Annotated in this window: 13 protein-coding genes; 10 read left to right on the top strand and 3 right to left on the bottom strand. The window is 59.4% G+C overall.

Annotated features, from left to right (window positions below):
• Positions 1-1,399 (bottom strand): UvrD-helicase domain-containing protein (locus ACE3OH_RS02485; protein ID WP_374347989.1); only part of this gene is annotated, 1,399 nt, incomplete at its 3' end.
• A gap of 129 nt (positions 1,400-1,528) precedes the next feature.
• Between ACE3OH_RS02485 and ACE3OH_RS02480 the strand changes: the two genes are divergently transcribed.
• The 8 genes from ACE3OH_RS02480 to ACE3OH_RS02445 all read left to right on the top strand — a co-directional run bounded on the left by ACE3OH_RS02480 (position 1,529) and on the right by ACE3OH_RS02445 (position 8,040).
• Positions 1,529-2,266, top strand: coding sequence for a substrate-binding periplasmic protein (locus tag ACE3OH_RS02480; protein WP_374347930.1), 738 nt, complete (start codon positions 1,529-1,531; stop codon positions 2,264-2,266).
• A gap of 200 nt (positions 2,267-2,466) precedes the next feature.
• Positions 2,467-3,708, top strand: coding sequence for an ABC transporter substrate-binding protein (locus tag ACE3OH_RS02475; RefSeq protein ID WP_374347927.1), 1,242 nt, complete (start codon positions 2,467-2,469; stop codon positions 3,706-3,708).
• A 180-nt stretch (positions 3,709-3,888) separates the two neighbouring features.
• The gene (locus tag ACE3OH_RS02470; protein ID WP_374347925.1) at positions 3,889-4,800 is read left to right on the top strand and encodes a carbohydrate ABC transporter permease; all 912 of its coding nucleotides are present in this window, start codon (positions 3,889-3,891) and stop codon (positions 4,798-4,800) included.
• A gap of 76 nt (positions 4,801-4,876) precedes the next feature.
• Entirely contained in the window at positions 4,877-5,680 is an 804-nt protein-coding gene (locus ACE3OH_RS02465; RefSeq protein WP_374347987.1) for a carbohydrate ABC transporter permease, read from the top strand.
• 108 nt (positions 5,681-5,788) lie between these two features.
• Positions 5,789-6,901 (top strand): ABC transporter ATP-binding protein, encoded by a 1,113-nt coding sequence (locus ACE3OH_RS02460; protein ID WP_374347923.1) that lies wholly within the window; start codon positions 5,789-5,791, stop codon positions 6,899-6,901.
• A 251-nt stretch (positions 6,902-7,152) separates the two neighbouring features.
• On the top strand, positions 7,153-7,386 hold the full coding sequence (rpmB, locus tag ACE3OH_RS02455; protein WP_374347920.1) for a 50S ribosomal protein L28: 234 nt from the start codon (positions 7,153-7,155) through the stop codon (positions 7,384-7,386).
• Positions 7,387-7,404: 18 nt separating this feature from the next.
• Positions 7,405-7,560, top strand: a complete 156-nt coding sequence (rpmG, locus tag ACE3OH_RS02450; RefSeq protein WP_013441158.1) for a 50S ribosomal protein L33 — start codon at positions 7,405-7,407, stop codon at positions 7,558-7,560.
• Between the two features lie 108 nt (positions 7,561-7,668).
• Entirely contained in the window at positions 7,669-8,040 is a 372-nt protein-coding gene (locus tag ACE3OH_RS02445) for a sirohydrochlorin chelatase (protein ID WP_374347916.1), read from the top strand.
• On the opposite strand, the gene ACE3OH_RS02440 is transcribed toward ACE3OH_RS02445, so the two are convergent.
• Positions 8,029-8,931, bottom strand: coding sequence for a LysR family transcriptional regulator (locus tag ACE3OH_RS02440; RefSeq protein WP_374347914.1), 903 nt, complete (start codon positions 8,929-8,931; stop codon positions 8,029-8,031). The two genes, ACE3OH_RS02445 and ACE3OH_RS02440, sit on opposite strands and share 12 nt — an antisense overlap.
• A complete protein-coding gene (locus ACE3OH_RS02435; protein WP_374347911.1) occupies positions 8,913-9,242 on the bottom strand; it encodes a hypothetical protein in 330 nt (109 codons plus the stop codon). Before ACE3OH_RS02435 ends, ACE3OH_RS02440 begins: the two co-directional genes overlap by 19 nt.
• Here ACE3OH_RS02435 and ACE3OH_RS02430 point away from each other — a divergent pair.
• Positions 9,232-10,905, top strand: coding sequence for an MFS transporter (locus ACE3OH_RS02430; protein ID WP_374347908.1), 1,674 nt, complete (start codon positions 9,232-9,234; stop codon positions 10,903-10,905). The genes ACE3OH_RS02435 and ACE3OH_RS02430 overlap by 11 nt on opposite strands.
• 161 nt (positions 10,906-11,066) lie before the next feature.
• Positions 11,067-13,034 carry an acetate--CoA ligase gene (acs, locus tag ACE3OH_RS02425; protein WP_374347906.1) on the top strand — a complete coding sequence of 656 codons (1,968 nt, stop codon included), beginning with the start codon at positions 11,067-11,069 and terminating at the stop codon, positions 13,032-13,034.
• Positions 13,035-13,192: the final 158 nt, after the last annotated feature.

Below are 13,192 nucleotides of genomic sequence, written 5' to 3'. Positions count from 1 at the left end.
TCGCCCGGATCTGGATGCGGTTGATAAAGCCGCAAAAGGTTTGCAGTGCCTCGAACTGCGCGGTCTGCACCACCCCCTCGAAGCTGGGCAGATGCACCGCCTCGAACAGACTTTTGTGCTTTTCGGCCGCAAATGCACCAAGTTTTTCCAGGGTGACATTGCCGATGCCGCGTTTGGGCGTGGTTACCGCACGGATAAACGCCGGATCGTCGTTTTCATTGGTGATCAGGCGCAGATAGGCCAGCACATCCTTGATTTCGGCCTTGTCGAAGAAACTCTGGCCACCAGAGATCTGGTAAGGGATCTTGTGATTGCGCAGTTGCCCTTCGATCACCCGCGCCTGATGGTTACCACGGTACAGGATCGCGTAATCACTGAACTTGGTGCGGTTCTCGAACTTGTGTGCCAATAGCCGCATCGCCACCGACTCTGCCTCGTGTTCATCGTCCTTCATCTCCACCACATTGATCGGGTCACCGACGCCAAGGTCCGACCATAGCTGCTTGTCGAACAGTTTCGGATTGTTTGCGATCACTGCATTGGCAGCTTTAAGGATGCGACTGGTGGAGCGGTAGTTTTGCTCCAGTTTGATCACTTCCAGCTTGGGGAAGTCCTCTTTCAGCAGGCGCAAATTGTCGACGCTGGCGCCACGCCAGGCATAGATGCTCTGGTCGTCATCGCCCACGGCGGTGAATTTGCCGTGAAAGCCGGTGAGCTGCTTCACCAGTTTGTACTGGCAGATATTGGTGTCCTGGTATTCATCGATCAGCAGATAGCGCAAGCGCAGCTGCCAACGGGTAAGAATGTCGCTTTCACGCTCGAACAGTTCGACCGGCAGGCGGATCAGATCGTCGAAGTCCACCGCCTGATAGGCAAACAGGGTGTCCTGATACGCGCGATACACTCGTGCCAGCTGCAGCTCGCCCTCATCCTGCGCCGCCAGCAGCGCCTTGTCCGGGTCGAGGAAATCGTTTTTCAGCCGGGAAATATGGCTGATGGCATCGCGTATGGTGTTCTTGTCGGTGGTAGCCAGAATATCGGAGATGATTTTGTACGCATCTGCCGAATCGAGAATGGAAAAGCGCGGTTTGTAGCCAAGCGCTGCATGCTCCTGGCGCGCGATCATCAGGCCTAGCGAGTGAAACGTGGAGACGGTCAGGCCCTTCAGGCGTGAAGCATCCATCAAATGACCCACCCGCTCCTGCATTTCGCGCGCCGCCTTGTTGGTAAAGGTGATGGCGGCGATATGGCGCGCTTCGTAACCGGCCTGGCCGATCAGATAGGCGATCTTCTGCGTGATTACCCGGGTTTTGCCCGAGCCGGCCCCGGCCAGCACCAGCAGGGGGCCATCGAGATGGCGCACGGCAGCCTGTTGCGGGGGATTAAGCAGATGCAGCATGGTGGGCAAGTCCTTGAGTGGGCGCGGATTTTAGCATGGCCCGGCAAGCCCGCCGCAGCAGCGCGCCGCAACTTGGCACGCAGCGAGCGCCAGCTATAGTGATGGCACCCCGCCCGAATGGAGCCGACCATGTCCACGCCTTTGCTACGCCCCATGCTGCTCAGCCTTGTGCTCCTTCCTTGCTGGGCAGGCAGTTACGTTGTCGGGGTGGAATCGACCGACTACCTGCCGATTTACAAGGGTGATAGTGGCGCCTATAGCGGCTATGCCCATGATCTGCTGGATGCGTTTGCTGCAAAACACGGTCATCAGTTCACCTACAAGCCCATGCCGATCGCCCGCCTGTTCGACGAATTTGCCCGGCAGAAAACGCTGGACTTCAAGTTTCCCGACAATCCGATGTGGCAGCCGGACATCAAGAAGGGCGTCAACATCAGCTATAGCAAGGGCGCCATCATCGTAACCGAAGGCCTGCTGGTGCTACCTGCCAACAAGGGCAAGCCCCTCGCCGCGATCAAGTCGATTGCCACCCTGCGCGGATTCACCCCCTGGCCTTACAAAGCTCAGATCGACTCGGGCGCCATCAAACTGACTGAAGCCAATAGCGCCGACGCTGCCATACAGATGGGCGAGAGCGGTCGCGCCGATGGCGTCTTTCTCAATACCACCTCAGCCGCCTACATCATGAGCGAGGTACGCAAGAAACCCGGCGCACTGGTGCTTGACGACAAGCTGCCACTGGAAAAGAGCGAGTTTTCCCTGTCCAGCATCGCCCACCCTGAGGTGATCAAGGCATTCAATGAGTTTTTGGACAAGGAACGCGATACGGTGGCGAAGCTGAAAGCAAAGTACAAAATCAGCGATTAGCCGTCGCAACCCAGGGCCGGCATGGCGGCAAAAACTCCGTCTATCCGTTTGTTACCAGCAATTTGTATATTTCTTACAACCCGCTTACCAAACCCCTTCACAAAACTTACTCATGAAACTATATTACGCGTGCCGACCAACCGGCCCGATGTAATCGCGGGTGGTTCGCCGCCCAACTAGACCAATACGGAGTGAGACAAATGAAATTGCGTCGCCTATCCCTGGCGCTGGCTTCCGCCTGCGCGTTCTCGGTCAGCAGCTTTGCTGGCGAAGTGGAAGTGCTGCATTGGTGGACCTCTGGCGGTGAAGCCAAGTCGGCGGCCGAGCTGAAAAAGCTGATCCAGGCCAAGGGCCATACCTGGAAAGATTTCGCGGTTGCCGGCGGCGGTGGCGATAACGCCATGACCGTGCTGAAGACCCGCGTGGTATCGGGCAACCCGCCGACCGCTGCCCAGGTAAAGGGCCCTGCCATTCAGGAATGGGGTTCGGAAGGCGTGCTGGCCAATCTGGATGATGTGGCCAAGGCCGAAAAGTGGGACAGCCTGTTGCCACCGGTAGTCGCCAATGTCATGAAATACCAGGGCCACTATGTAGCCGTGCCGGTCAATGTGCACCGGGTGAACTGGATGTGGGTAAACCCCGAAGTATTCAAGAAGGCCGGCGCCAAGGTGCCGACCACCTGGGCCGAGTTCGATGAAGCCGCCACCAAGATCGAAAAGGCCGGCATGATCGCCATCGCCCACGGTGGCCAGCCCTGGCAGGACAACACGGTGTTTGAATCGGTCGCGCTCGGTGTCGGCGGTGCCGATTACTACAACAAGGCCTTCGTGAAGCTGGACCCGAAAGCCATCGACAGCCCGACCACCATCAAGGCCTTCGACACCTTGCGCATGGTGCGCAAGCATATGGACAAGGATATGCCGGGCCGCGACTGGAATCTGGCCACCAAGATGGTGATCAACGGCCAGGCCGGCATGCAGTTCATGGGCGACTGGGCCAAGGGTGAGTTCAGCGCCGCTGGCAAGGTAGCGGGCAAGGACTACCTGTGCCTGGCAGCACCGGGTACCGACAAGGCCTTCACCTTCAATATCGACTCCTTCATTGTCTTTGCTCAGAAGAACAAGGACCAGAAGACCACCAATGACTTCGCCTCTGCCGTGCTGTCCGATGGCTTCCAGGAAGTGTTCAACCAGAACAAGGGCTCGGTTCCGGTTCGGCTTGGCCACGATATGAGCAAGTTTGACGACTGCGCCAAGAAGTCGGCGGCCGACTTTGTCTCCACCAACAAGGCTGGTGGCCTGGTGCCTTCGTTTGCCCACCAGATGGCCCAGCCATCGGCCGTGCAAGGTGCCGTGCAGGATGTAGTGACCCAGTTCATGAATTCCAGCATGAGCAGCAAGGATGCGGTCGCCAAATTGATTGCAGCCGCCGCAAAAAAATAAGCAGTAAATAAAAACTCGCGCCCCGCAAGGGGAAAGCCGGAGTCAACCGGTGCGTGCGCCCCTTCGGGCAAGCGCACCGGACCGCTACCGATGCCAGCGAGGAGTGAACCGCGTCGACTTGCTGCCGGTAACACGGCAGTCGGTCGACGCCCTCCCCCGATTCCACTCTAAGGAGCCGCCATGACTGCTGTCCGTCAAGGCGAGTCCGGCATATCCCTCAGCCGCTTTGCCGACCTGACCCTGCCCAAGCTGGTGCTTGCGCCCACCGTGCTGGCCTGCCTGATCGGGTTCTACGGCTTTATCGCCTGGACTGCCTGGCTATCGTTTACCAAATCGCGCCTGCTACCCAAGTACGAATGGGCTGGCCTGGTGCAATACCAGCAACTGTTTACCGACGAGCGTTGGTGGCACTCGATGCAGAATCTTGCCGTCTTCGGCATTCTGTTCGTGCTGGTCAGCCTGCTGCTGGGCCTGGCCATGGCGGTACTGCTGGACCAGAAAATCCGTGGCGAAGGCGTGCTGCGCACCATCTACCTGTATCCGATGGCACTGAGCTTTATCGTCACCGGCACCGCCTGGAAATGGATATTGAATCCGGGCCTGGGCCTGGAAAAGCTGATGCACGACTGGGGCTGGACCTCGTTTGCCTTTGACTGGGTAATCAATCCGGACCGAGCCATCTACACCGTGGTGATCGCTGGCGTCTGGCAGTCGTCCGGCTTTGTGATGGCGCTATTTCTGGCTGGCTTGCGCGGCGTGGACGACAGCATCATCAAGGCCGCCCAGCTCGATGGCGCCTCGATGCCGCGCATTTATCTGCGCATCATCATCCCCAGCTTGCGGCCGGTGTTTTTGTCCGCCTTCATGATCCTGGCCCATATCGCCGTCAAGAGCTTTGATCTGGTGATGGCGCTGACCGGCGGCGGCCCTGGTTTCGCCACCGATTTGCCCTCGATTTATATGTATCAGCACGGCTTCACCCGCGGTCAGCTTGGCCTTGGCGCCGCCAGCGCCATGATGATGCTGGCCACCGCCTGCGCGGTCGTCATGCCGCTGCTTTACTCCGAACTCAGGAGGGACAAACGTGGTTGATCTTGCGCACACTTCTGCACATGGCCGCGCCGCGCTTTCGCCAGCTCGCTTTATCATTTACACCCTGTTGCTGCTGATGGCGATCTGGTACCTGGCACCGCTCTACGTGATGCTGACCACCAGCTTCAAATCGCTGGACGAAATTCGCACCGGCAATCTGCTGTCGCTGCCCGGCCAGATCAGTTTCGACGCCTGGCGCGCCGCCTGGGACAGCGCCTGTACCGGCGTGGAATGCGGCGGCGTCAAAGGCTATTTCGCCAATAGCCTGAAGATGATGGTGCCGGCTGTGCTGATTTCCACCCTGCTGGGCGCCTTCAATGGCTACATCCTGTCGATGTGGCGCTTCAGGGGTTCCGACGCGTTTTTCATGGCCCTGCTGATCGGCACCTTCCTGCCCTTCCAGGTGGTGATCCTGCCAATGGCGCAAACCCTGGCCATGCTGGGCATCGAGAACAGTACCGGCCGCCTGGTGCTGGTGCATGTGGTGTACGGCATCCAGTTCACCACCCTGTTCTTCCGTAACTATTACGTGACCGTACCGGGTGAGCTGGTCAAGGCGGCGCGCATCGATGGCGCCGGCTTTTTCCGGATTTTCTTCCGCATCCTGCTGCCGATTTCCATCCCGACCATGATGGTGTGCATGATCTGGCAGGTCACCCAGATCTGGAACGACTTCCTGTTCGGCGTGGTGTTCTCGTCCGGCGAGTCGCAGCCGATGACGGTGGGGCTGAACAATCTGGTCAACACCAGTACCGGCGTCAAGCAGTACAACGTAGACATGGCCGCCGCCATCATCGCCGCCATTCCTACTTTGTTCGTCTACGCAGTCGGCAGCAAATACTTCGTCCGCGGCCTAACGGCCGGCGCAGTCAAAGGTTAACGACGTGAAAAGTGAAATGTGAAAGGTGAAATGGGCACAGCCCGACGTTTCACCGATGGCGCGCAGCGCCGAGTCACGTTTCACGTTTCACGCCTCTCGGAGCAGACAATGGGTGCACTCAGTATTCGCAACGTCAAGAAATCCTACGGGGATACCCATATCCTCAAGGGGATCGATCTCGAAATCGAAAAAGGCCAGTTCCTGATCCTGGTCGGCCCGTCCGGCTGCGGTAAATCCACGCTGCTGAACATGATTGCCGGCCTTGATGACATCACCTCCGGCGATATCGTCATCGGTGATCGGGTGGTCAACAATCTGTCGCCGAAAGATCGCGACATCGCCATGGTGTTCCAGAGCTATGCGCTGTATCCCAACATGACAGTGCGCAAGAACATTGCCTTTGGCCTGGAAATCCGCAAGGTGCCCAAGGCCGAGCAGGACGCCATCATTGCCCGCGTCGCCAAGACACTGCAGATGGAACACTTGCTGGATCGCAAGCCGCATCAGCTCTCTGGCGGCCAGCGCCAGCGTGTTGCCATGGGCCGCGCCCTGGCGCGTGACCCGGCCCTATTCCTGTTTGATGAGCCGCTATCCAATCTCGACGCCAAGCTGCGGGTGGAGATGCGCTCCGAAATCAAGCTGCTGCATCAGCGCCTTGGCACTACCATCGTCTATGTAACCCACGACCAGATCGAGGCGATGACGCTGGGCGACCGCATTGCGGTGATGAAAGATGGCGAGGTGAAGCAGTTCGGCTCGCCGCAGGAAATCTATGACACGCCGGCCAATCTGTATGTCGCCGGCTTTATCGGCTCGCCATCGATGAATTTCATCCCGTGCACGCTACAAGAAGATGGCGGGCGCGCCCTGATCCGGCTGGAGGCAGGCAATCAGACCCAGGCGATACGGCTCGGCATGCTGACCGAGTCGCAGCGCGCCTTCATCGGCAAACCGGTGATTTTCGGCATCCGGCCGGAGCAGCTGACCGATATCGGCAGCGCCCACAACGACCAACCCGATCTGCAACATTTCAGCGCCATGGTGGAAATCGCCGAGCCTACCGGCCCCGATACCCTGGTCACCATCACGCTCAACGGCGTGCGTGCCGTGGCCCGCTGCCACCCACAGGCGGCAGGCCGGCCTGGCGCGACCATGCAACTGGTGCTGGACCCGGGCAAGGCCTTGTTGTTTGACCCGAGCAGCGAGCGACGACTGGCGTAGTTCATTGGCAGCACTCAGTCATGGTCCTCAGTTTGCGGCGCGAAGCAATTCGCGCCGCCTTTTTTCAGCGAATCCACCCACTCTGCAGATGGCTGTGTCACGTAAGCCCGCAAAAGCAAAAGGTAAATTGACAGCACTCACAAACACCGATAAACTTCGGCCTCTTTGCATTTTCCGGTTTGTTACATTAGTCGCGCAAGCAGCTGTAGCAGACCCTTCAAGAACTTTTAGAGATCAGTCGGGAGTCCACTATGGCTCGTGTATGCAAGGTCACCGGTAAGAAGCCGATGTCCGGGAACAATGTTTCCCACGCCAATAACAAAACGAAGCGTCGCTTCCTGCCCAACCTGCAATATCGCAAGTTCTGGGTGGAAAGCGAAAACCGCTGGGTGCGCCTGCGCGTATCCAACGCTGGTCTGCGCACCATCGACAAGGTCGGCATTGATGTCGTGCTGGCCGATCTGCGCGCCCGCGGCGAACTGTAATCCGGGAGCAAACAGATCATGCGTGAAAAGATCAAGCTGGAATCAAGTGCCGGTACCGGTCACTTCTACACCACCACCAAGAACAAGCGCACCATGCCGGAAAAGATGGAGATCAAGAAGTTCGATCCCGTCGCCCGCAAGCATGTGATGTACAAGGAAACCAAGCTCAAGTAATCCTTGGGTCAGGTTGACTGCCGCGTTTCTCGCAAACCCTCGCCTCGGCGGGGGTTTTGTTTTTTCTGGCGGCTTTATTCCCAGTCCATGTTTGGGCATGATTAGCCAATGACCTCTGCCATCATCGTTTTCGCTCACGGCGCCCGCGACCCGCAATGGGCCGGCTCCTTCCAACAGCTCCGCGAGCGCTTGCAAGCGCAGCTACCTACGCACACCATCCGCCTCGCCTTTCTGGAGCTGATGACACCAAGCCTGGAAGATTGCGTGGCCGACCTGGCCGCCGCCGGCGTGCTTCAGCTCACCATCATTCCCGCCTTTATGGCACGCGGCGCGCATTTGCGGCGCGATCTACCCGAGCTGGTCGACACGCTGCGCATGCGTTTTCCGCAGCTGCACATCAAGGTCAGCGAAGCATTGGGTGAAGCTGCGCCCATTCAGCAAGCAATGGTGCAGTGGATAGCGGACGAGCTAGGCGAGTGAAGCGCTCGGCCCGCCCTTTGGCCAGACTAACTCAATGGCCTCGCGCATGCGACAAACAAACGGGTCTTCGGCCATTTCGGCCGGATAGATAAAGGTCAGCGCCAAGCGGGCGCCGGTATCGCCCCAGATCCACAGCCGGCCTGCGCTCGCCGCCGCCTCGGCCGGTTCCCGGCGCAAGATAGACAAACCCAGCCCGGCCTCGACACAGACCAGCATGCTTTGCTCCTGATCGATGTCGTAAACCTTTTTCGGTGCGATATTGTGCTCTCGCCAGATTTCGGCATGCAGCTTGGACATGCTGGAAAACTGCGAGGCACCCACCCAGGGCATGCGCCCTAGTTCGCGCCAGTCGGCGCCAGCCAGCTGCTCCCGCCAGGCGATAGGCGCCACCACCACATATTCCAGATCGGTCAGATGTATTGCTTCCACGGTCTGATAGGGATTGCGGCCGATAAAGAAGCCGGCCTCCAGCTCCTTCTTGCGTACATCGTTCAGCACCGTGCCGGAGATGCCCTGCAAGGTGCCGATCTGGATCAAGGGATGGCGCGCATGCATCAGCGCCAGCCACGGCCCGAGGCGGATCAGCTCCGGCGTCAGGATGGTGCCCACCCGCACCTTGCCCACCAGCTGCTCTTTCAGGCTGCGGGCACGATTGAGCATGCTGCGGCTGCCCGCCAGGATCGCCTCGGCATCCACCAACAGCAGTCGACCCGCCTCGGTGAGCTGCACACCGCCGGCGCGGCGCTCGAACAGGCTGATGCCGCACTCCTCTTCCAGCGCCTTGATCTGCGCAGTGACCGCTGGCTGGCTCAGGTGCAATAGCTCCGCCGCCTGGGTCAGATGTCCTTGCTGCGCCACGGTGACAAAGGTTTTCAGTTGGTAGATTTCCACGCCATAGGCTCCGGTTTCGCCCCCGATTGTGCCGCCTGCACCGTCATTTCACCATCAGGCAAATTGATGGACCTGATTTGCAAATCGGAAAAGCACCGCGCCAAGCCGCATCGATGCTGGGTTTGCGCCTGGCCGCCCTCCTCTTGCTGATCAAGCCTATCCAAAATAACGATTGGCACCGTTTTGAGCAATCGCTCTACATTGCCAGCACGACCTGGGCAAGACTTCAGGCGCTTCACGGCACCCAGATGCCGCACCCTGTGGGCACCACCATCCACGCAATAAAACGGAGACAAGGCAATGACCAGCACCGCATATGCAACGGCCGCCGCGCCGCGGCCGATGACACCGGAAGAGCGCAAGGTGATTTTCGCCTCATCGCTCGGCACCGTGTTCGAATGGTATGACTTCTATCTGTATGGCTCGCTGGCAGCGATCATTTCCAAGCAGTTCTTTGCCGGCGTCAATGACACCACTGCCTTTATCTTCGCCCTGATGGCCTTCGCTGCCGGCTTTGCGGTCCGCCCGTTCGGCGCGCTGGTATTCGGCCGGCTGGGCGACATGATCGGGCGCAAATACACCTTCCTGGTCACCATCCTGATCATGGGCCTCTCCACTGCGGTCGTAGGCATGCTGCCCGGCTATGCCAAGATCGGCATCGCCGCGCCCATCATCCTGGTCGGGCTGCGCCTGCTGCAAGGCCTGGCACTGGGTGGTGAATACGGCGGTGCGGCCACCTATGTGGCGGAACACGCGCCACAGGGCAAGCGCGGCCTCTATACCAGCTTTATCCAGACTACCGCGACGCTCGGGCTGTTCCTGTCGCTACTGGTGATCTGGACCACGCGCAATTCGTTTGGCAAGGAAGAGTTCGAAGCCTGGGCCTGGCGCATTCCCTTCCTGGTATCCATCCTGCTGCTGATCGTGTCGGTGTATATCCGCATGCAGCTGAATGAATCGCCAGCCTTCAAGAAGATGAAGGAAGAAGGCAAACAGTCCAAGGCGCCATTGACCGAGTCGTTTGCCCGCTGGCCCAACCTGAAGATCGTCCTGCTGTCGCTGTTCGGCGGTACCGCCGGTCAAGCGGTGGTCTGGTATACCGGCCAGTTCTATGCACTGTTCTTCCTGACCAAGACGCTGGGCGTGGAGGCGGATCGCGCCGATATCCTGATCGCCGTCTCGCTGGCCATTGCCACGCCGTTCTTCATCATTTTCGGCGCCCTGTCCGACAAGATCGGCCGCAAGAAGATCATCATGGCCGGCTGCCTGATTGCCGCAGTGTCTTATTTCCCGATCTTCAAGGCACTGACCCATCACGCCAACCCGGCCCTGGAAGCCGCCATTGCCAAGGCCCCGGTCACCGTGATCGCCGATCCGGCCAAGTGTGCCTTCCAGTTCGATCCGATCGGCAAGGCCAAATTCCTGCAGTCTTGCGACATCATCAAATCGGCGCTGGCCAAGAAGGGCATCCCTTACAGCAATCAATCAGCCGCCGCAGGCACCGTCGCCAGCGTGAAAGTGGGTGACACGCTGATCGTCAGCTTCGAGGGCGAGGGCTTGGCAAAGGATGATCTGAAGAAACAGTCCGACACCTTCAACAAAGCACTGGGTGAAGCACTGAAGACAGGCGGCTACCCGGCCAAGGCTGACCTCAATGCCATGAATACGCCGGTGGTGATCGCCCTGCTGACCGTCCTGGTGATCTTCGTCACCATGGTATATGGCCCGATCGCCGCCTGGCTGGTGGAGCTGTTCCCGACCAAGATCCGCTATACCTCGATGTCACTGCCCTATCACATCGGCAATGGCTGGTTTGGCGGCTTCCTGCCCACGGTGGCTTTTGCCATGGTTGCCGCCACCGGCGACATCTATTACGGTCTGTGGTATCCGATCGCCTTTGCCTTGATGACCTTTGTGATCGGCGTATTGTTCGCCCCCGAAACCAAGGATCGCGACATCTACGCCAACGATTGACCATATGCATGCCGCAGCACCACGGCTGCCGTGCACTGCAACCATGCACCGGCAGCCGAGTCCGACGGCATGCGACCAGAACAGGCGGAGCAGGCAGGTAGCCTGGCCCGCCGATCAATACACCGGCAAGTTCGATATGCCGACCATTCAGGAGACTCCCGATGTCCACGCTCGATTCCATCCTCAAGGAAACGCGCATTTTTCCGCCTTCGGACGAATTTCGCCGGCAAGCTACCGTCTCCGGCATGGAGGCATATCACACGCTGTGCGAGCGCGCCGGCAGCGATTACAGCGGTTTCTGGGGCGAATTGGCTCATGATCTGATCAGCTGGCACAAACCATTCAACCAAGTGCTGGACGATAGCAATGCACCGTTTTTCAAGTGGTTCGACGATGGCCAGCTCAATGTCAGCTACAACTGCCTGGACCGCCATCTTCCGCAGCGCGGCGAGCAGACTGCCATCATCTTCGAGGCCGACGACGGCAATACGCAACAGGTCAGCTATCGCCAGCTTTACCAGCGGGTGTGCCAATTTGCCAATGGCCTGCGCTCGCTAGGTATCCAGCAAGGCGACCGCGTCATTGTCTACCTGCCGCACAGCGTCGAAGCGGTGGTGGCGATGCAGGCCTGTGCCCGCATTGGCGCCATTCATTCGGTGGTATTCGGTGGTTTCTCGGCCGGCTCGTTGCGCGACCGCATCCAGGATGCCGGCGCCCGGCTGGTGATTACCGCCAATGAAGGCGTGCGCGGTGGCAAGCCGGTGGCGCTCAAGGCGGTGGTGGATGAAGCCCTGGCCATGGAAGGCTGCGCCAGCATCGAAAAGGTGGTGGTACTGCGCCGCGCCGACCATGACCGGGTGGCGTTCGATAGCCAGCGCGATATCTGGTGGCATGAGCTGGTGGCTGCGCAATCGAGCGACTGCCCGCCGGTCTGGGTGGGGGCCGAACATCCGCTGTTCATCCTGTATACCTCGGGCTCTACTGGCAAGCCCAAGGGCATTCAGCATTCCAGCGCCGGCTATCTGCTTGGCACCCAGACTTCGATGAAGTGGGTATTCGATCATCGCGAGGGCGATGTGTTCTGGTGCACCGCCGATGTCGGCTGGGTGACCGGCCACAGCTATGTCGCTTACGGCCCCTTGGCCATCGGCGGCACCCAGATCATCTTCGAAGGGGTGCCCACCTATCCCGATGCCAACCGTTTCTGGCAGATCATCGCCAAGCATCGTGTCACCACCTTTTACACCGCGCCGACGGCCATCCGCTCCCTGATCAAGCTTGGTGCCGAGTTGCCCAAGCAGCACGATCTGTCCAGCTTGCGCCTGCTCGGCACGGTGGGTGAGCCGATCAATCCGGAAGCCTGGATCTGGTACCACGAGGTAGTGGGTGGCGGACGCTGCCCGATTGTCGATACCTGGTGGCAGACCGAAACCGGCTCGCACATGATCGCGCCGCTACCTGGCGCCATTGCCACCAAGCCGGGCTCGTGCACCTTGCCTTTGCCCGGCATCATGGCCGATATCGTCGATGAATCAGGCGCCCAGGTCGAACCTGGCAAGGGCGGCATGCTGGTGATCAAAAAGCCCTTCCCCAGCCTGGTTCGTACCATCTGGGGCGACCCGGAGCGCTTCAAGAAAACCTATTTTCCCGAGGAATTCAACGGTCAATACTATCTGGCAGGCGACTCGGCCAATCGCGATGAGCTCGGTTACTTCTGGATCATGGGTCGCATCGATGATGTGCTGAATGTTTCTGGCCATCGCCTCGGTACCATGGAGATCGAATCCGCGCTGGTGGCCAACCCGTTGGTGGCAGAAGCCGCTGTGGTCGGCAAGCCGCATGAAATCAAGGGTGAAGCAGTGGTGGCCTTTGTGGTGCTGAAAGGGGCGCGGCCCACCGGGGAAGAAGCGAAGAAGCTGGCCGAGCAGCTGAAATCCTGGGTGGCGCATGAAATCGGCAAAATCGCCCAGCCAGACGATATCCGCTTTGGTGACAATCTGCCCAAAACCCGCTCGGGCAAGATCATGCGCCGCCTGCTGCGCTCGATTGCCCGTGGCGAGGAAATCACCCAGGACACCTCTACCCTGGAAAATCCGGCCATCCTGCAACAGCTGCAGCAAAGCACCTGATCTCACTCATCTGCAGAACGGCCGCAAATGCGGCCGTTCTTTTTTGTCGAGACAGACGGCCCGACCGGCTCATCCGAATACGGCCAGCTAGGCTCTGTCGACGTTTTGCCGGCGGATCGCGTTTCGTCGGAAAACCACCAGGCGCAAGGCGTTGTGCA

The organism is Chitinimonas sp., from assembly GCF_041904975.1.
Classification (GTDB): domain Bacteria; phylum Pseudomonadota; class Gammaproteobacteria; order Burkholderiales; family Chitinimonadaceae; genus Chitinimonas.
The sequence above is the reverse complement of the archived record's forward strand: the minus strand, read 5'-3'. Positions and strand labels throughout refer to the sequence as shown.